Below are 17,584 nucleotides of genomic sequence, written 5' to 3' on the forward strand. Positions count from 1 at the left end.
ATGTCCACCGAGTACGCCCTCGACGGTCCCGTCGCGATCATCCGAATCGAGAACCCACCGGTCAACGGGCTCGGGCACGCCGTGCGCGAGGGGATCGTGCGGGATCTGCGCCGCGCCCTGGAATCCGCCGACGTCGAAGCCGTCGTGCTGACCGGCCGTCCGGGCTTCTTCTCGGCGGGCGCCGACATCACCGAGTTCGGGACGCCCAAGTCCGCGGCGGAACCGACGCTCGTGGACGTCATCGCCGCGCTGGACGCCGCCGGCAAGCCGGTCGTGGCGGCCATCGACGGCACCTGCTTCGGCGGCGGGCTGGAACTCGCGCTGGGCGCGCACTACCGGGTCGCCACGGCCGCCAGCAAGCTCGGGCTCCCGGAGGTGACGCTCGGGCTCGTCCCCGGTGCCGGCGGCACCCAGCGGCTGCCGCGCGCGGTGGGTCCGGCGGTGGCGGCCGAGATGATCACCGGCGGCAAGCCGCGTACCGCCAAGGCGCTCGCGGGCGTCGAAGGCCAGCGGTTGCTCGACCGGGTCGTGGACGGCGACGTGGTGGCGGCCGCGACGGCGTTCGCCCGCGAGATCGCCGCGGTGCGGCCGCTGCCGAGGGTCCGCGACCTCGCCGTCGGCGGCGTGGACGAGGTGAGCGCGATGCGCGAGCCGCTGCGCCGCCGCAGCCGCGGGTTCGAGGCGCCGCTGGCCGCCCTCAAGCTGGTGGAGCTGTCCGGGACCGCGCCGTTCGACGAGGCGCTGGCCGAAGAGCGCCGGACGTTCCTGGAGCTGATGGGCGGCACGCAGTCCGCCGCGCTGCGGCACGCGTTCTTCGCCGAGCGGGCCGCCCGCAAGATCCCCGATGTGCCGCGCGAGACGCAGCCGCGCCCGGTCGAGAAGGTGTCCGTCATCGGCGCCGGCACCATGGGCGGCGGGATCGCGATGAACTTCCTCAACGCGGGCATCCCGGTCGTCATCGTGGAAACCGGCCAGGAGGCGCTGGATCGCGGGCTGGGCATCATCCGCCGGAACTACCAGGCCCAGGTGGACAAGGGGAAGCTCGCGGCGGAGGTGCTCGAACGGCGGATGGCGCTGCTGACGCCGAGCCTCGACTACGCCGACGTGTCCGACAGCGACCTGGTCATCGAAGCGGTCTTCGAGGACATGGGCGTCAAGCGCGAGGTGTTCACCAAGCTGGACGCGGCGGCCAAGCCCGGCGCGATCCTGGCGTCGAACACCTCGACCCTCGACGTCGACGCGATCGCCGCGGTCACCGGGCGGCCCGGCGACGTGGTGGGCATGCACTTCTTCAGCCCCGCCAACGTGATGAAGCTGCTGGAGGTCGTGCGCGGCGCCGAGACCGCCGACGACGTGCTGGTCACGGCGATGTCGGTGGGGCAGCGGGTCGGCAAGACCGCCGTGGTGTCCGGGGTGTGCGACGGCTTCATCGGCAACCGGATGCTGGCCGAGTACCGGGATGCCGCGATGGCGCTGCTGCGCGCCGGGGCGTCGCCGGCCGAGGTCGACTCGGCGATCGAGGGCTTCGGCTTCGCGATGGGCCCGTTCCGGATGGGCGACCTGGCGGGCAACGACATCAGCTGGGCGATCCGCAAGCGCCGCTACGCGGAGCACCCCGACTCGCCGCGCGACGAGATCTCCGACGCGCTGTGCGAGCTGGGGCGGTTCGGCCAGAAGACCGGGGCGGGTTGGTACGACTACAAGTCCGGCAGCCGGGAGGCGATCCCGAGCCCGGTCGTCGACGAGCTGCTGACGTCGTACCACGAGAAGCACGGCACCCAGCGCCGCACCTTCGAGGCGGAGGAGATCGTGCAGCGCCTGGTCTTCGCGCTGGTGGACGAGGGCGCGCGGATCCTCGACGAGGGAATCGCGCTGCGCGCCTCGGACATCGACGTGGTGTACCTGGCGGGCTACGGATTCCCCCGGCACCGCGGCGGGCCGATGCACTACGCGAACACCGTGGGCACGGCGAACGTGCTGGCCGCACTGCGGAAGTTCCACGACGACGGCTGGGAGCCGGCGCCGCTGCTGGTCCGGCTGGCCGATGAGTCCGCGAACTTCGGCTGACGGCAGGTGACCAGGTGGGCCACTGTGGACTCGTCCACAGTGGCCCACCTGCTTTCAGCTCGCCTTGGCGAGGGGGAAGCCGGTTCCGGTCAGTTCCTCGGACAGCGTCCACAGCTTCTTCGCCGCAGCGGAGTCGCTGGCCGCGGCCGACCGGCTCACCAGCGTCGGACCGCCGCGCACCTCGAACAGGCCGTCTGGGCCAAGGTAGCTCGCGCCGGGCAGGTCCTGGGTCGCGGCGTAGAGCGTCGGCAGCGCGCCTGCCTCCGCGTCCTGCGCGACGATCCGGTTGCCGACGCGCATGAGCAGGCGTAGTGCCGCGCTCGGGGAATGGTTCTGCAGGTTCGTGGCCGCGTAGCCGGGGTGCGCGGCGAATGCCCGCACGGGCGAACCGGCCTCGGTGAGCCGCCGCTGCAGCTCCAGCACGAACAGCAGGTTCGCCAGCTTCGACTGGCCGTAGGCGCGCTGCGCGTTGTAGGCGCCGGTGAAGTTCGGGTTGTCGAAGTTGATACCCCGGACGTACCGGTGCGCCGTGGAAGCCACGGTCACCACGCGGTCGGTGACGCGCGGGAGCAGCAGGTTCGTGAGCGCGAAGTGGCCGAGGTGATTGGTGCCGAACTGCGTCTCGAACCCGTCCTTGGTGCGCCCCTCCGGCGGGATCATCACCCCGGCGTTGTTGATCAGCAGGTCGACGTCGCCGTCCCAGGAGTCGGCGAACTCCCGCACCGAGGCGAGGTCGGCGAGGTCGAGGCGGCGGACCTCGTGGCTGCCGGGGAGCGCGGCCGCCGCCTCCGCGCCCTTGGTGACGTCCCGGACGGCGAGCACCACGTGCGCGCCGGCCCTGGTCAGTGCGCGGGCCGTGTGGACGCCCAGGCCGCTGTTGGCGCCGGTGATGATCGCGGTGCGGCCGGTCAGGTCGGGGATCCGATCGATGCTCCAAGCAGGCATGGGCGCCAATGTAGTCACCGACAACAAAGTTGACAATGGCAACAATGCTGCCGGTGTCAACATCCACGGTAGGCTGCCGGTCATGGCTGGAGGTCGTTATCACCACGGGGACCTTCGCGCCGCGTTGCTGGACTCCGCCACCACCGCGCTGCGCACGCGCGGGGTCGACGCCCTGTCCCTGCGGGAACTCGCGCGGGACATCGGCGTCAGCCACGCCGCGCCGCGACGGCACTTCAAGGACAAGCGGGCGCTGCTGAACGCGCTCGCCCTGCGCGGGTTCGAGCGCCTGACCGCCGAGCTCGACGCTGCCGCGGCCACCGAGGGCCCGTTCCGCCGCAGGCTGACCGCGCTGGCCCGGGCCTACGTCTGCTTCGCCGTGCACGACGCGGAACTGCTCGAGCTGATGTTCGTCCGGAAGCACGCGCCGGACGCCTCCGAGGAGCTGGTCGCGGCGGGGCACCGGCTGGGAACGTCGATGCTCGCGGTCATCGTGGACGGTCAGCGCAGCGGCGACGTGCACGCCGGCGGGGCCGATGGCATCGGCCTGTCGGTGTTCGCCGGGCTGCACGGCTTCGCCAGCCTGGCGGCCAGCGGCATGGTCCCGGAAGAGGGCTCGGACGCCGCGCTCGACATCCTCCTCGGCGAGCTCCTCAACGGCATCGCGCCCCGCTGAACGGGGGCTACGATCACCGCATGAGGTTCGCGATCTCGATCCCGCAGTTCTTCGCAGACGGCGAGTTCGACGCCGCCGGCTTCGCCGGTTACCTGAGGCGGGTCGAGGAACTCGGCTTCGAAAGCGCGTGGACCCAGGAGCAGGTGCTGGGCACCATGCCGCAGCTGAGCCCGATCGAGACGATGACCTTCGCGGCGGCCTGCACCGACCGGCTGCGGCTGGGCTGCGCCGTGCTGGTGACCACCCTGCACAACCCGGTGCACCTCGCGAAGAGCCTGAGCACGCTGGACCAGATGTCCCGGGGGCGGCTGGAGATCGGCGTCGGCACGGGCGGCCGCGGCCGGATGTTCGCCGCATTCGGCGTCGAGCCGGAGCGTTTCGTCGGGCGGTTCACCGAGGGCCTCGAGCTGATGAAGCAGCTGTGGACGCGGTCGCGGGTGACCTTCGACGGCCGGTTCTGGCAGCTCGAAGACGCCGCGATGGAGCCCAAGCCATTCCGGAAGCCGCATCCGCCGATCTGGTTCGGCGGCAACAGCCCGGCGGCGCTGCGGCGCGCGGTCCGCCATGGCAACGGCTTCTTCGGCGCCGGATCGTCGCCCACCGAGCGGTTCGCCGACCAGGTCCGAACCGTGGCGGCCGCGCTAGCCGAGCAGGAACGGGACCCGGCCGACTTCCCGATCGCCAAGCGCGTGTACATCGCGGTCGACGACTCGCCGGAGCGCGGTCGGGAGCGGATGAACACCGAGCTGGAGCGCCTCTACGGCCGCCGCTCCGAAACCATCGAGGCCGCCGCAGTCGTTGGCGCCCCGGAGGATTGCGAGCGAGAGCTACGCGCGGTCGCGGCCGCCGGTGCGCAGCGCATCCTGCTCAGCCCGATGTTCGACCACGCCGAGCAGACCGAGCGCCTGGCGGCCGAGGTCCTGCCCCGGCTCGGCTGACGTCCCCGGTCACGACGCGGCGCGCACCAGGCGGAGCTGGCCGATCTCGGCGGCGTTCTTCATCAGTTCCGCGTTGACCCAGCCGACCGTGTGCGCCACGGTCATCTCGGGGTCGTTCTGCCAGGGGAACGACGCGACGGCGTCCAGGTCGGCGTCGGTGAACTCGTCCAGCACGGCGAGCCAGTCCGCGCGCAACCCGCGCAGCCAGTCGATGGCCGGCTGTCCGGCGCCGGGCCACTCGATCTCGGTCCGGTCGCGCGGCGGCACGCCCCGCGCGTGGTCGATGGTCACGCTCCACCACCAGCCGATGTGCCAGGTGATCCAGCCGATGGTGGGCACCGGGATGGGATCGGGCTCGGCGTCGGCCCAGTCCGGCACCCACGCCCCGTCCTCGCCCCGGCGCATCGTCCAGCAGTGCTTCGCGGGCTCCCAGCGGAAGTCCTCGGGGTCCAGCCGTTCCAGGTGGAACTCGAACAGCGACCAGGTCAGGTCGAACTGCCAGCGCAGCAGTTCGCGGCGGGATGCGGGCATGGGATGATCTTCGCATTACGCCCGGTCGGGGCGAAAGCGATTTTCCGATCGTCCACGATGGACGGTCGCTGGTGGTCAGGAGAACGGCGTGTGCGGCTTCTCCTGGAGCTCGCCGTCGATGGTGACCTCCACCCGCTCGTCGTAGAAGCAGGCGAGGCCGGCGACCTTCTGGCTCTCCGGCAGTGGCGTGCGGTAGGCCCAGACGATGTCGGGGTGTTCGGTGCCGTCGACCACCACGTGCCAGTACGTCGCGGTCCCCTTGTAGGGGCACTGGGTCCGCCGTTGCGACGGCCGCAGCAGGTCCATCCGGACATCGGCCAGCGGGAGGTAGTAGCGCGGCGGGAGGCCGGTCTCGAAGAGGATCTGCGGGCGGCGCGAGTCGGCCACCACGACGCCGCCGACGCGCACGACGACGTGCCGCGAGCCGGCCAGGATGTCGACCCGCTTGTACGGGTCGCGCGGGTGGACGTAGACGGGCTCGTCCTCCTCGAACCACTCGTCCATCGCGTCCCAGTCGATCCGCACCAGGCCCTGGGCGGGGGAGGAGTCCGGGAACCGGACGGCAGCGCCCTCGGCGGAAGCTCCGTCGACCAGCACGTCGTGGACGTCTCCGTCGCCCAGCAGGTCGACGTGGCGTGTGCCGCCGGTCGGGCGCAGCTGCGCCTGGACGTCCTCGGCCGGCAGGTAGTAGGTCGGGTAGTAGGGGTGCTCCCACACGAGCATCGGGTGCCTGGAGTCCGCGACGAGCCGCCCGCCGAGATAGGTGCGCACCCGCTTGGGTGATCGCTGGATCTTCGGCTGCTCGCCCGGGTTGTCGGTCATGGCGTCCTCCGATGCTCGCGCGTCTGGTACCTCCCATCCTGGCGCGCGGGCACGGCGCGGGCCACCACGCGTCTGGTCCTCAGTGGATGATCAAGTGGGTTGGACCGTTCGGGCGCAGCCGCCGGGGCCACTGTCCGCAGTCGGCCGGGCGCTCGGCGCAGCGTGCGACGAACGCCCCATTTCGAGGGTGCCCGGAAGGGTTGATCTCCGGCGCCGCCCCGGGCAAGCTGTTCGCGCAGAACGGGCGGGTCGGGGGCTCGGGCGGTCAACGCCGGGCATGCGTCCGAAAGTTGGCGGCACATGCCCTGGAGGCCCGAGGATGCTCACCCCCGACGACGTGCGCAACGTTGCTTTCGCCAGGAGCTGGCGGCGCAACCGCGGCTACGACGAGCGCGAGGTGGACGAACTCCTCGAACGCGTCGAGGCGACGCTGCGCGGGAAGCGGCTGGTGACCGCGCGCGACGTGCTCACGGCGCGGTTCAGCCCGGGCAGGCCCGGACGGTCCTACAAGAAGTCCCAGGTCGCCGAGTTCCTGGACCAGGTCGCGCTGACCCTGATGAAGCGCGAGGTGCGGGAGTCCGAGCGCCGCGAAAAGCAGGGCGGCGCGGTGAGCGAGGAGAAGACCGTGGTCCGGCGCGCGACCCCGGTCGTGGAGCCCGCGCCCCGGCGCGGCGAGGCCGTGCAGCCGGGGCGCGTCGAGGTGTTCAGCAGTTCGGCGGCGCAGCAGAACGTGCTGGACAAGGCCGAGGTCGATGCGTTCATGGATCGCGTCGAGGCCACCCTCCGCGGTGCCGACACGCTGACCGCGCAGGACGTGCTGGGCGCCCGGTTCAACCCGCCCGGGCCGGGCCGGCCGGGCTACCAGGAAGCCAGCGTCTTCGCCTTCCTCGTCATGGTCTCCACGATGATCAAGAACATGACCCCGCGGCAGCGGCCGCAGGCCGTCCCGGCGCAGCGGATGCCGATCGCCCGCGCCTTCCCGCGCGCGCTGGTGGCCGGGACTCCGCAGCTCACCCCGGAGGCGATCGGCAGCGTGGTGCTGCACGGTTCCGCAGGCAACGAGCACGGCTACGACGAGGACGAGGTCGATGACTTCCTGGACCGCGTCGCCGACACCCTGCGCGGCGCCGACACGCTGACCTCGCGCGACGTGCAATCCGTCGCGTTCCGCGCGCAGCCCGAGCCGGGCACCGGCTACGACCGGGCCGAGGTCGACTCGCTGCTGGACCTCATCGCGGAGCGCCTGGACGCCGACGCGCCGGTGAGCGCCCGCCGGAACGAGCGCTCACCGGGCTGATCAGCCGCGCAGCGCCTTGCGGGACAGCAGGTTGCCCAGGTACTGGGCCGCCTGCACCAGCACGATGATGATCAGCACCGCGATCGCGGTGATGCCCCACTCGAAGCGCTGGTAGCCGTAGGTGATGGCGAAGTCCCCGAGCCCGCCGCCGCCGACCGCGCCCGCGACGGCCGTCATGTCGACGACCGCGACGAACACGAAGGTGTAGCCGAGGATCAGCGGCCCGAGCGCCTCCGGCACCAGCAGGCCCACGATGATCCGCAGCGGGCTCGCCCCCATCGCGCGGGCCGCCTCGATGACCCCGGGGTCGATGGTCACCAGGTTCTGCTCGACGATCCGCGAGATGCCGAACGTGGCCGCCACGGTCAGCGCGAACGTGGCCGCGGTGGTGCCCAGCGTGGTGCCGACGACCTGGATCGTCAGCGGGCCGATCGCCGTGATGAAGATGATGAACGGGATCGGTCTGATGATGTTCACCAGCACGTTCAGCACCACGAACACGAAGCGGTTGGCGAGGATCCCGCCCGCCCGCGTGGTGTAGAGCAGGATGCCGAGCACCAGGCCGAGGAAGCCGCCGATCAGCATCGTGGCCAGCACCATCCAGATGGTCTGGCCGATCGAGGTGAGCAGCACCGGCCCGATCGTCGCCCAGTCGATGTTCACGCCACCAGCTCCTGCACCTCGGTGATCTCGCGGAGCTCGGCGATCAGCGCGTCGACGCCGTCGGCCGCGCCGTTGAGCTCCAACGTCAGCCTGCCCAGCGACTCGCCGCCGAGCTCCTTGATCCCGCCGTAGACGATCTCGAACCGGACGCCGTGCCTGCCCAGCGCGTTGGACAGCACGGCGCCGATCCGCCGGTCGTCGCGGATGCTCGCGGTCACCAGCCGGCCGTCGTGCCGGGCGCGCAGCCTGGCGAGGTTCTCGCCGTCGGGCTGGTCGTGCAGCACGGTTTCGACGAACCGGCGGGTGATCGCGGTCTTGGGCGCGGAGAACACGTCCACCACGCTGCCCTGCTCGACGACGCGCCCGGCGTCGAGCACCGCCACCCGGTCGGCGATCTCCCGGACCACCTCCATCTCGTGGGTGATCACCACGATGGTCACCCCGAGCTCGGTGTTGACCCGCTTGAGCAGGCGCAGCACCTCGCCGGTGGTCTCCGGGTCGAGCGCGCTGGTGGACTCGTCGGCGAGCAGGATCTTCGGGTTGGTCGCCAGCGCCCGGGCGATGCCGACCCGCTGCTTCTGCCCGCCGGAGAGCTGGTCGGGGTAGTGCCAGGCCTTGTCGGCGATGCCGACGAACCGCAGCAGCTCCGCGACCCGCTCCTCGCGCCGCCGCTTGTCCCAGCCCGCGATCTTCAGCGGGTAGGCCACGTTGCCGAACACGGTGCGCGAGCGGAGCAGGTTGAACTGCTGGAAGATCATGCCGATGCCGAGCCGGACCTCGCGCAGCCGCCGCTCGGGCAGGCCGGTGATGTCGGTGCCGCCGACGACGACCTGCCCGGCGCTGACCGGCTCCAGCGCGTTGATCAGCCGGACCAGGGTGCTCTTGCCCGCCCCGGAGTAGCCGATGATTGCGAACACCTCGCCGGCGTCGATGGTCAGGTCGACGTCCGCCAGCGCGGTGACCGCGCGGTCGCCGGAGCCGAAGGTCTTGCCGACGCCGCGGAACTCGATGAGCGGGGACCCCGTGCTCACTTGGCGGCCTGCACGGTCTGCGTGAGGTCGGCCAGGATGCCCTCCAGCTCGGCCTGCGGGCGGTCGACGAGCACCGACGTGCCCTTCGAATCGGCCTCGGCCTGCCCGGAGACGCGCTTGTCCCGGTAGATCTCGACGAGCTTGTGGTAGGTCGGGTTGTCCCGGTCCTCGGCGCGGACGACGAACGCGTTGATGTAGGGCGCGGCGGCCGGGCTGTCGGGGTCGTCGCCGAACAGCGCCTTGCTCGGGTCGAGGTCGGCGTCGAGGGCGAAGTTGTTGTTGATGATCGCCGCGTCCACCGACGGCAGCGACGCGACGGTCTGCGCGGCGTCGACCGGGGTGACGGTCACCTTCGAGGCCGCGGTGTCGATGTCGGCCGGGGTGGCGAGCACGGTCCCGCCGTCCCTGAGCTTGATCAGCCCGGCCTGCTGGAGCACCAGCAGCGCCCGCGCCTGGTTGGTGGGGTCGTTCGGGATCGCGACGGTGCCGCCCTGCGGGACGTCGGCGACGCCTGCGTGCTTGCGGGAGTACAGGCTCAGCGGCACGACGTAGGTCGAGCCGATCGGGGTGAGGGTGTCCGAATTGGACGCGTTGTAGTTGGCGAGGAAGAGCAGGTGCTGGAAGAGGTTCACGTCGATCTGCTTCTGCGACAGCGCCGGGTTGGCCTGGTGGTAGTCGCTGAAGTTGACCGTCTCGAGGTCGATGCCCTGGGCGGCGGCGAGGTCCTTGTAGGTCTTCCAGTACGACTTGCCGGCGTCGGTGACGCCGATGCGCACCTTGGTGCGGCCGGCCGCGGTGTCGGTCGAGCCGCCCTGCACCACGACGACCACCGCGACGACGGCGATCACCACCAGCGCGGCCAGGCCCAGCAGGACGCCCCGTCGCTTCTGCTTGGGCTTCTCCGGCAGCCCGAGGGCGTTGTTCTCGGGGGCGTTGTCGTTCTCGGACATGTCTTGCCTTTCGCGGTGTCGGCGCGCGGGAATCCGATGCGTGCGCGCCCTTCGGACGCCACGATGCAGCAGCCGGCCGAGGAACCCGACATCGTTTCATGATCTGGATTTTCGGGGCGCGATTTGCTGTTGGAGCCTGGCCGTGCTAGGCGGCCGCCTCGTCGTGACCCGCATCGCGCAATCGATCGAAAGGCCTGCTCGGGTGTCCTATACAGTCGTACAGTACGTCTGTACCATACGATCGTATGGGCAATGTTGAGAAGATCGAAAGCGGAGCTCGTGCCGCGCGCACGACCCTCGTCAGCGGCGTGGTTCTGGCGCTGATCGGTGCCGTGCTGTGGGCGACGACGGGCGGGGTCGAGCTGCCGGTCGTCTCGCCGAGCAAGGTCGGGGTCGTCCTGCTCGTGGTGGGCGCCATCGAGATCGTGGTGGGTCTGGCCATGGTGATCGGCCGGTCGACGCGCGGTCGGCAGGAGTGACAGCCGGGGACCGCGCCGCCGAGCGGCGAGCGCACCTGATCGGCGCGGTGCTCGACCTGATCGACGGGGGCGGGATCCCGGCCGTCAGCATGCGCGCGGTGGCCACCGCGGCGGGCGTGTCCCTCGCGCAGGTCCAGTACTACTTCCGGAGCAAGGACCAGCTCATCGTCGAGGCGTTCCGCCACATCTGCCGCGATGTGGAGGGGCGCGCGGCGGCGGTGGGTTTCGACGGGCCGGCCCGCTCGGTGCTGCGTGCGCTGATCGACCTCTGGCTGCCGGTCGACGAGCGCCTCAGCCGCGACGCCCGCGTGTGGCTGGCGTTCTCCGCCGAGGCGACCACGCGGCCGTCGCTCATGAGTTTCGCTGCGGAGGTGGACGAGGAGCTCCGCGAGGCGTTCGCGCAGATCCTCCGGCGTGCGAGCGGGAGCGGTGAGCTCAACCCGGCCGCCGACCCGGTGATGGCGGCGGCCGGGCTGCTCGCGGTCATCGACGGGCTCGTCGTGCAGTCGCTGGTCCTCGACGAGTCCGAGCGCGCGGGCTTCCTCTCCCCGCGCGTCGAAGCCCACCTGGACCTGCTCTTCCCGAAGGCGCAACGGAAACCGAAAAGGAGCAAGGGAACATGATCGTGCACCGTACTGGCGCACTCGCGGTGCTCGGGCGCGCCGCGCTCGGTCCGATCGCGATGGCTTTCGCGCTGGGTGTCGCGACGACGGTAGCGCCGGCGAGCGGCGACGACGGATTCGCCATGCGCCTCCTGCCTGCGGTGCTGACCAGTTTGATCGCGGTGCCGGTCGTCGTCCTGCTGTGGCGGCGGCGTGGCGGGCTGCGCGGGCTGGGGCTGACGGCGGACCTGCGCGGGCTTCGTGGCTTCCTGCTCGGGTGCGTCGTGACCGCCGGCAGCGCCGCCCTCGTGTTCGGCGGCGGGACCGCCGCGGGCTGGCTGCGCTGGACTGACCTGGATCCCGGGAGCCTGGCGGTCTTCCTCGCCACCAACGCGATCGTCGCGTTCCTGCTCGAGGCGCTGCCGGAAGAGCTGACGCTGCGCGGGTACGCCTGGTGCACCCTGCGATCGCGGTTCGGACGATGGGCGGCAGCCGTTGGCACCACGGCGATCTTCCTGGTCGTCCCCGCGGCATCTGCCCTCGTCGCGGCAGGAATCGCGGTGCTGGCCGGCGGATCGCCCGGCGCCATCGGTTGGGCGCCCGCGGGCGAGGATCCGGTGTCCTACCTGATCCTGCTCACCGTTTTCGGCATCGCGCTGATCGCCGCGCGCAGCGCCACCGGTTCACTGTGGACGAGCGTCGCGACCCACCTGACGTTCCTCACCGTCCAGCGCATCGTCCTGGACGGCGAACGCCGGGACGCGGGCTGGTCGGCCGAGATGACCACGCCCGACGCCCTGCTGCTCGTGCCCGCCTACCTGCTGCTCGCGGCCGTCGTCTTCCTCGGTGTCCGCCGGCTGGCCCGCCGCGGCCAGGTTTCCCGCCAGGCCGTCTCTGAGACGGTGTAGCGAACGGGGCGGGCCAAGGCCCTCCCTATCCTCCCGTCCGATGTGGACCTCCGGCGCCGGTGCGGAAATCCGTTGCGGCGCCCGGCCGGGTGGTCGTACCGTCTCCGCAACAGCGCACATGTGTGCGGTAATCGAACTTCTAGGAGGCGTGGTGGCTGAGGGTGGCTGGGATCTGATCGTGGTCGGGGCCGGTTCCGCGGGGTCCGCCCTGGCAGTCCGGGCCGCGGAGCAGGGGAGGCGGGTGCTGCTCCTGGAGGCCGGCCCGGACTACCGCTCTGCCGAGATGCCGGAGGTGTGGCGGTCGCCGAACCCGATGCGCGCGCTGCTGGATCCCGACGCCGGGCGGCACCTCGTGTGGCAGGGGCTCACCGCGGCGCGGACCGAGAAGCAGGCCCCGGAGCCGTTCTGGCGCGGCCGAGGGGTCGGCGGCAGTTCGGCGATCAACGGGCAGATCGCGATCCGCCCGCCGATGGCGGACTTCGAGGACTGGGCCTGCGCGGGATGCGACGGCTGGGCTCCCCGGGACGTGCTGCCGTACTTCGCGAAGCTGGAGGACGACGAGGAGTTCGGCGACGCCCCGTACCACGGGCGCGGCGGCCCGGTCCCGGTCTACCGGACGCCCCAGGCGGAGTGGGGAGCGGTGGACGCGGCGCTGCACCGGGCCGCGCTGGCGGCGGGGCACGGGTGGGCCGCCGATGTGAACGCCCCTGGTGCGACGGGGATTTCGCCGTATCCGATCAACTCGCGGCTCGGCCGCCGGGTGTCCACCAACGACGCCTACCTCGAACCGGCCAGGGCGCTGGCCGGCCTCGTGATCCGAGGCGACGCCGTCGTGGACCGGGTCATCGTGTCCGGCGGGCGAGCGGTCGGCGTGGAGATCCTCGTCGACGGGACGATGAGCCGCGAGCACGCGGACCAGGTCGTGCTGAGCGCCGGTGCGATCCACACGCCGGCGATCCTGCTGCGATCCGGCATCGGCCCGGCCGCCCACCTGCGCTCGCTGGGCATCGACGTGCTGCGGGACCTGCCGGTCGGCCAGGGCCTGCAGGACCACCCGGTGGTCTTCGTCGGCATCCCGCTGAACGAGGAGTCGGCGGTGCGCACGCCCGACGACCGGCACACGAACGTCTGCATCCGCTACACCAGCGACCACCCGGCGGCCCAGGCCGACGACATGATGGTCATCGCGGCCAACCAGAGCGTGCTCGCGATGGAGATCGCCGACGTCCGCTTCGGCGCGGGGTCCTTCGGCGTGTGGAACAACCAGGTCTACTCGCGCGGATCGGTCGGCCTGACCTCGACCGACCCGACGGCGCAGCCGGAGGTGCGCGAACGCATGCTCTCCGACGAGCGGGATCTGGCGCGGCTGCGCAGCGGCATCCGCCACCTGGTCGAGCTGGTGCGCGGCGACGAGGTCGCGGCGATCACGGCGTTCTCGCCGGACCGGCTCAACGAGACGTTGCTCGCGGCCGTCGACGACGACGCGGAGCTGGACGACTACCTGCTCGCGACGGCGGCCGACGCGCAGCACGCGACCAGCACGTGCCGGATGGGAAGCCCGTCGGATCCGGCGACGGTGGTCGATCCCGGCTGCCGGGTGCTGGGCGTGGAGGGGCTCCGCGTGGTCGACGCGTCGATCTTCCCGACGGTTCCCCGCGCGAACACCAACCTCGCGGCGATCATGGCGGGCGAGCTCATGGCCGACCGCCTCGGCTGACGGTGCGGCGGCTCAGATGAGCTGGGCGTGCAGCTCGTCGGCCGCCTCCTGCAGCAGCGCCAGGACGTCGCCGTGCATGGTCTCGGGCGAGATCCGCTCGATGTTGCACCCGACGTGCAGCGCCGCGATCACCCGCCCGTCCCACCGGCGCAGGGGCACGGCGATCGAATGGGCGCCCGGCTCCACGTCGTTCGCGACGTAGCAGTACCCGACGCGCTCGATCCCGGCGAGGGCATCGGCCCGGGCCCCGGCCGCGTCGAGCGCGCCGGGGCGCTCCTGCTCCGGCAGGTGCGCGAGGAGGACCTTGCCGAGGGAGGAGATGCTCGCCGGAGTCCGGAAGCCGATGCCGCTGCCCACCTGGATCAGCTGGTTCGGCACCGCGCGGGCGATCACGACCGCGTCCGCTCCGTCGAGCACGGCGACGGAGCACGCTTCCTGCAGCCGCGCACAGATCCGGTCGCACACCGGCTGCATGACCGCGCCGGTGACGTTCGAGGTCAGGTATCCGGCCGCGAGCCGCAGGATTCGCGGGCTGAGTTCGTACGCGCGGCCTTCGGCGCGGACGTAGCCGAGGTGTTCGAGGGTCAGCACGGCGCGCCGCACGGTGGCGCGGGACAGGTCGAGCTTGCGCGCCAGGTCGGCCTGCGTCAGTCGCCGGTTCTCGCCGTCGAAGGCCGCGAGCACGGCCAAGCCCCGGGCCAGCGCCTCGGAGAAGTCCGCCGCGTTCGGTGCGCCGGCGAGCTGCCGTTGCTTCCGGGCGGCGCTGTCGGCGTCCGCGAGTCGTCCCAAGGTGCCATTCCCGTTCGGCGGCGGTGGTTTTCCGGCAACGTAATCGCCGAACTTCCGTGCGTCAATCGAACTGCGCGGCGGGGATGGCAAGATGGGGCCGTTATGCTCGACTTCCCCGATCTTCCCGTGCGTGCCGTGCTCGACGACGTCACCCGTGCTCTCGCGGAGCACGGCACGGCGGTCCTGGTGGCGCCTCCCGGCACCGGGAAGACGACGCTCGTGCCGTTGGCGTTGGCGGAGCAGGGGTTTCGCGTCGTGGTGGCGGAGCCACGGCGGCTGGCCACCCGGGCCGCGGCGGAGCGCATGGCGAGCCTGCTCGGCGAAGAGGTCGGGCAGCGCGTGGGCTACTCGGTGCGGGGTGAGCGCCGTCGCGGCGCGGCGACGGTCGTCGAGGTGGTGACCTCCGGCCTGCTGGTGCGGCGGCTGCAATCGGATCCCGAGCTGACCGGCGTCGACGTCGTGATGCTCGACGAATGCCACGAGCGGCACCTGGACGCGGACCTCCTGCTGGCGCTGCTGCTGGACGCCCGGGGCGGGCTGCGCCCGGACCTGCGGGTGCTGGCGACGTCGGCCACGGTGGCGGCCGGTCGGGCCGCGGAGCTGCTCGGCGGCGCACCGGTGCTGGAGGCGCACGCGCGGACCCATCCGGTCCGGACCTCGTACCTGCCGCCGACACGTGGGGAGCGGATCGAGGCGTGCGTGGCGCGGGCGGTGCGCACCGCGCTGGCCGAGCAGGACGGCGACGTGCTGGCGTTCCTGCCCGGTGCCGGCGAGATCCGCCGCGTCGCGAACCAGCTGGGCGAGTCCGATGTGGACGTTCTGCCGCTGCACGGACGACTGCCGCACGCGCAGCAGGATTCGGCTCTGCGAATGGGGAAGCGGCGCCGCGTGGTGCTGGCCACGGCGGTCGCCGAGTCGAGTCTGACCGTGCCCGGGGTGCGCGCCGTCGTCGACTCGGGCCTGTCCCGGGTGTCGCGGGTGGACAACCGGCGCGGCCTGGCCGGGCTGGCCACGGTCCGGGTGTCGGCGGCGGTCGCCGACCAGCGAGCGGGCCGCGCCGGTCGGCAGGGGCCCGGCGTGGTGTACCGGTGCTGGCCGGAGCACGAGCACAGCACGCTGCCCGCATACCCGGAACCGGAGATCCGGACGGCCGATCTGACCCGGCTCGCCTTGGAGCTGGCGTGCTGGGGAACGCCGGACGGGTCGGCGCTGGCGTGGTGGGACGAGCCGCCCGCCGGTGCGCTGGCCGCGGGCCGCGACGTGCTGTGCGGGCTCGGTGCGCTGGACGACGACGCGGTCACGGCCCGGGGCCGCCGGATGGCGGAGCTCGGTCTGCACCCGAGGCTGGCCCGGGCCCTGCTCGACGGCCGCGAACTGGCCGGCACCGACATCACCACCGAGGTCGTGGCCCTGCTCGACAACGATGCGCTGACCAGCGAAGTCGACGTCACCACGGCGCTTTCCCGGCTGCGCCGGGGCGCGCCGGGCAGCGATCGGTGGCGGCGGGAGGTCCGCAGGCTGCGCGGTTCTGTGCAGCCGCATCCCGGCACCTCCGCGCGCGACGATGCGGCGCTCGTCGTCGCGCTGGCGCAGCCCGAGAGGTTGGCGCGGCGCCGGGGTTCCGGTTCCGCGGTGTACCTGATGGCGTCCGGGACGGCGGTGGAGTTGCCGGGCAACTCCGGGTTGCGCGAATCGGAATGGCTCGCCGTGGCCGTCGCGGACCGGGCGCCGGGAAGCGCTTCCGGGGTCGTCCGGCTGGCCGCACCCGCGGACGAGGCGCTGGCCCGCAGTGCGGCGCCCGCGCTGGTGACGACCAGCGACGAGATCGGCTGGGCGGACGGCGATGTGCGGGCGGTCCGCGTCGAGCGGCTCGGCGCGATCACCTTGAGCAGCAGGCAGATCCGCGACCCGGACGCCGCCGAGGTCCGGCGGGCGCTGCTGGCCGGCCTGCGCGCCGAGGGACTGGAACTGCTGTCCTGGAACGACGACGCGCGACGCCTGCGGCAGCGGCTGGGGTTCCTGCACGCTGCTCTCGGCGATCCCTGGCCCGCCATCGACGACGGAACACTGCTGTCCATAGTGGACCAATGGTTGGAACCGGAGCTCTCGGCCGCGCGGCGGCGGGCCGACCTGCGGATCCCGGCAGGCGCCGCGCTGCGGCGGCTGATCCCGTGGTCCGCGGCGGGACGCCTGGACGAGCTCGCGCCGGACCGGATCGAGGTCCCCTCCGGCTCCCGGATCAAGGTGGATTACCAGGGCGACGGGCCCGCCCTGCCGGTGAAGCTGCAGGAGGTCTTCGGCTGGCAGGACGTGCCGCGCATCGCCGACGGCCGGGTGCCGGTGGTGCTGCACCTGCTCTCGCCGGCCGGGCGCCCGGCGGCGGTCACGGCCGATCTCGATTCGTTCTGGCGCAACGGTTACCGGCAGGTCCGCGCGGAACTGCGCGGGCGCTACCCGAAGCACCCGTGGCCGGAGGACCCGGCCACGGCGACGCCGACCCGCCGCACCCGGCACAGCCCCGCGAGCTGACCGTGACGGCCGCCGTCGCCCGATCGTGGGTCGCGGCCGAGGGGCGAACACCCTTCGTGCTGTGATGCGCTCGAAGGGTCATTTCGCCTGGTGATCTAGAGTTTGGCCGTAGCGTGGAGGGCGGCCCGCCGAGGTTCTCCGCGACGTGGCCGACAGCCCGAATCCCGAGCATTGGGGAGGCCGCACATGTCCTTCATCCCCGGCCCGCGCACCGAACGCGGCACCAATGACCACGCGTCCGGAGTGCTGCGACTGCGCACCACGAGCCCCGCTCCCGGCGTCGTCGTCCTGGAAACGGCCGGAATCCTGGACATGAACAGCGCCACGAACTTCGCCGACGCGGTGCGTGCGCACCTCTCGGCCGCCACCGGCACCGCCGTCCTGGACCTGTCCAGGCTTTCCTTCCTGTCCACCCACGGCGCGGTCGTGCTGCTGGAGGCCGCGCACCGCGCCCTGATGCGCGGGGTGCACCTGGTTCTGCTCTCCCAGAACAGGGTCGTGGACCGCCTGCTGGAGATGCTCGACGTCGCCGACCGGTTCACCTACGCGACCACGGTCGAGGAGGCCGTCGGCCCCTCGGGCGCGACCGTCCTGCGTTAGCCCGAGTCGGTTCAGGACTGCGACGCCGCAACCGTTTCCCGGC

At 72.1% G+C, this 17,584-nt stretch carries 17 protein-coding genes; 10 read left to right on the forward strand and 7 right to left on the reverse strand.

Going from position 1 to position 17,584, the window contains the following annotated elements; genetic code table 11:
- Complete coding sequence (locus tag E1288_RS02505; protein ID WP_132480019.1) at nucleotides 1-2,067, forward strand: 3-hydroxyacyl-CoA dehydrogenase NAD-binding domain-containing protein; 2,067 nt, start codon at nucleotides 1-3, stop codon at nucleotides 2,065-2,067.
- A 54-nt stretch (nucleotides 2,068-2,121) separates the two neighbouring features.
- Here the strand turns inward: E1288_RS02505 and E1288_RS02510 are convergent, their stop codons facing one another.
- Nucleotides 2,122-3,012, reverse strand: coding sequence for an oxidoreductase (locus tag E1288_RS02510; protein ID WP_132480022.1), 891 nt, complete (start codon nucleotides 3,010-3,012; stop codon nucleotides 2,122-2,124).
- Between the two features lie 82 nt (nucleotides 3,013-3,094).
- On the opposite strand from E1288_RS02510, the gene E1288_RS02515 reads away from it, so the two are divergent.
- On the forward strand, nucleotides 3,095-3,685 hold the full coding sequence (locus E1288_RS02515; protein ID WP_132480025.1) for a TetR/AcrR family transcriptional regulator: 591 nt from the start codon (nucleotides 3,095-3,097) through the stop codon (nucleotides 3,683-3,685).
- Between the two features lie 20 nt (nucleotides 3,686-3,705).
- The gene (locus tag E1288_RS02520) at nucleotides 3,706-4,623 is read left to right on the forward strand and encodes an LLM class flavin-dependent oxidoreductase (protein WP_132480028.1); all 918 of its coding nucleotides are present in this window, start codon (nucleotides 3,706-3,708) and stop codon (nucleotides 4,621-4,623) included.
- Between the two features lie 9 nt (nucleotides 4,624-4,632).
- Here the strand turns inward: E1288_RS02520 and E1288_RS02525 are convergent, their stop codons facing one another.
- Together E1288_RS02525 and E1288_RS02530 are read right to left on the reverse strand one after the other, a co-directional pair.
- A complete protein-coding gene (locus E1288_RS02525) occupies nucleotides 4,633-5,154 on the reverse strand; it encodes a DinB family protein (protein WP_132480030.1) in 522 nt (173 codons plus the stop codon).
- 75 nt (nucleotides 5,155-5,229) lie between these two features.
- Nucleotides 5,230-5,976 (reverse strand): DUF427 domain-containing protein, encoded by a 747-nt coding sequence (locus tag E1288_RS02530; RefSeq protein ID WP_132480033.1) that lies wholly within the window; start codon nucleotides 5,974-5,976, stop codon nucleotides 5,230-5,232.
- 319 nt (nucleotides 5,977-6,295) lie between these two features.
- On the opposite strand from E1288_RS02530, the gene E1288_RS02535 reads away from it, so the two are divergent.
- Nucleotides 6,296-7,273: a DivIVA domain-containing protein gene (locus E1288_RS02535; RefSeq protein ID WP_165967950.1), complete on the forward strand. Its 978-nt coding sequence runs from the start codon at nucleotides 6,296-6,298 to the stop codon at nucleotides 7,271-7,273.
- On the opposite strand, the gene E1288_RS02540 is transcribed toward E1288_RS02535, so the two are convergent.
- From E1288_RS02540 to E1288_RS47855, 3 genes are read right to left on the reverse strand one after another with little or no spacing between them, the layout of a single operon-like run.
- Nucleotides 7,274-7,936, reverse strand: coding sequence for a methionine ABC transporter permease (locus tag E1288_RS02540; RefSeq protein WP_132480038.1), 663 nt, complete (start codon nucleotides 7,934-7,936; stop codon nucleotides 7,274-7,276).
- The gene (locus E1288_RS47850) at nucleotides 7,933-8,967 is read right to left on the reverse strand and encodes a methionine ABC transporter ATP-binding protein (protein ID WP_207954133.1); all 1,035 of its coding nucleotides are present in this window, start codon (nucleotides 8,965-8,967) and stop codon (nucleotides 7,933-7,935) included. Before E1288_RS47850 ends, E1288_RS02540 begins: the two co-directional genes overlap by 4 nt.
- Nucleotides 8,964-9,917: a MetQ/NlpA family ABC transporter substrate-binding protein gene (locus E1288_RS47855; protein ID WP_207954134.1), complete on the reverse strand. Its 954-nt coding sequence runs from the start codon at nucleotides 9,915-9,917 to the stop codon at nucleotides 8,964-8,966. The genes E1288_RS47850 and E1288_RS47855 overlap by 4 nt, the downstream gene beginning before the upstream one ends.
- Before the next feature lie 245 nt (nucleotides 9,918-10,162).
- Here E1288_RS47855 and E1288_RS02550 point away from each other — a divergent pair, with 245 nt between their 5' ends.
- The 4 genes from E1288_RS02550 (at nucleotide 10,163) to E1288_RS02565 (ending at nucleotide 13,623) form a co-directional block, all read left to right on the forward strand.
- Nucleotides 10,163-10,396, forward strand: coding sequence for a DUF5708 family protein (locus E1288_RS02550; protein WP_207954135.1), 234 nt, complete (start codon nucleotides 10,163-10,165; stop codon nucleotides 10,394-10,396).
- A complete protein-coding gene (locus E1288_RS02555; protein WP_132480040.1) occupies nucleotides 10,393-11,019 on the forward strand; it encodes a TetR/AcrR family transcriptional regulator in 627 nt (208 codons plus the stop codon). Before E1288_RS02550 ends, E1288_RS02555 begins: the two co-directional genes overlap by 4 nt.
- Nucleotides 11,016-11,906 (forward strand): CPBP family glutamic-type intramembrane protease, encoded by an 891-nt coding sequence (locus E1288_RS02560; RefSeq protein ID WP_132480042.1) that lies wholly within the window; start codon nucleotides 11,016-11,018, stop codon nucleotides 11,904-11,906. The genes E1288_RS02555 and E1288_RS02560 overlap by 4 nt, the downstream gene beginning before the upstream one ends.
- Nucleotides 11,907-12,057: 151 nt before the next feature.
- Entirely contained in the window at nucleotides 12,058-13,623 is a 1,566-nt protein-coding gene (locus E1288_RS02565) for a GMC family oxidoreductase (protein WP_235883290.1), read from the forward strand.
- A 12-nt stretch (nucleotides 13,624-13,635) separates the two neighbouring features.
- Here E1288_RS02565 and E1288_RS02570 read toward each other — a convergent pair whose 3' ends face one another.
- Nucleotides 13,636-14,412, reverse strand: a complete 777-nt coding sequence (locus E1288_RS02570; protein ID WP_165967951.1) for an IclR family transcriptional regulator domain-containing protein — start codon at nucleotides 14,410-14,412, stop codon at nucleotides 13,636-13,638.
- Between the two features lie 102 nt (nucleotides 14,413-14,514).
- Here E1288_RS02570 and hrpB point away from each other — a divergent pair, with 102 nt between their 5' ends.
- Nucleotides 14,515-16,941, forward strand: a complete 2,427-nt coding sequence (hrpB, locus tag E1288_RS02575; RefSeq protein ID WP_132480048.1) for an ATP-dependent helicase HrpB — start codon at nucleotides 14,515-14,517, stop codon at nucleotides 16,939-16,941.
- Nucleotides 16,942-17,127: 186 nt separating this feature from the next.
- Nucleotides 17,128-17,541 (forward strand): STAS domain-containing protein, encoded by a 414-nt coding sequence (locus E1288_RS02580; protein ID WP_132480050.1) that lies wholly within the window; start codon nucleotides 17,128-17,130, stop codon nucleotides 17,539-17,541.
- Nucleotides 17,542-17,584 lie beyond the last annotated feature (43 nt).

Origin of the sequence: Saccharopolyspora elongata (genome assembly GCF_004348985.1) — a bacterium.
GTDB classification, from domain to species: domain Bacteria; phylum Actinomycetota; class Actinomycetes; order Mycobacteriales; family Pseudonocardiaceae; genus Saccharopolyspora; species Saccharopolyspora elongata.

What these genes read in the sequence shown, in the direction of transcription:
- E1288_RS02535 (WP_165967950.1), top strand. Translation starts at nt 6,296, where the DNA reads ATGCTCACCCCCGACGACGTGCGCAACGTTGCTTTCGCCAGGAGCTGG.
- E1288_RS02560 (WP_132480042.1), top strand. Translation starts at nt 11,016, where the DNA reads ATGATCGTGCACCGTACTGGCGCACTCGCGGTGCTCGGGCGCGCCGCG.
- E1288_RS02550 (WP_207954135.1), top strand. Translation starts at nt 10,163, where the DNA reads ATGGGCAATGTTGAGAAGATCGAAAGCGGAGCTCGTGCCGCGCGCACG.
- E1288_RS02520 (WP_132480028.1), top strand. Translation starts at nt 3,706, where the DNA reads ATGAGGTTCGCGATCTCGATCCCGCAGTTCTTCGCAGACGGCGAGTTC.
- E1288_RS02515 (WP_132480025.1), top strand. Translation starts at nt 3,095, where the DNA reads ATGGCTGGAGGTCGTTATCACCACGGGGACCTTCGCGCCGCGTTGCTG.
- E1288_RS02580 (WP_132480050.1), top strand. Translation starts at nt 17,128, where the DNA reads ATGTCCTTCATCCCCGGCCCGCGCACCGAACGCGGCACCAATGACCAC.
- E1288_RS02505 (WP_132480019.1), top strand. Translation starts at nt 1, where the DNA reads ATGTCCACCGAGTACGCCCTCGACGGTCCCGTCGCGATCATCCGAATC.
- E1288_RS47855 (WP_207954134.1), bottom strand. Translation starts at nt 9,917, where the DNA reads ATGTCCGAGAACGACAACGCCCCCGAGAACAACGCCCTCGGGCTGCCG.
- E1288_RS02525 (WP_132480030.1), bottom strand. Translation starts at nt 5,154, where the DNA reads ATGCCCGCATCCCGCCGCGAACTGCTGCGCTGGCAGTTCGACCTGACC.
- E1288_RS02530 (WP_132480033.1), bottom strand. Translation starts at nt 5,976, where the DNA reads ATGACCGACAACCCGGGCGAGCAGCCGAAGATCCAGCGATCACCCAAG.
- hrpB (WP_132480048.1), top strand. Translation starts at nt 14,515, where the DNA reads ATGCTCGACTTCCCCGATCTTCCCGTGCGTGCCGTGCTCGACGACGTC.
- E1288_RS02510 (WP_132480022.1), bottom strand. Translation starts at nt 3,012, where the DNA reads ATGCCTGCTTGGAGCATCGATCGGATCCCCGACCTGACCGGCCGCACC.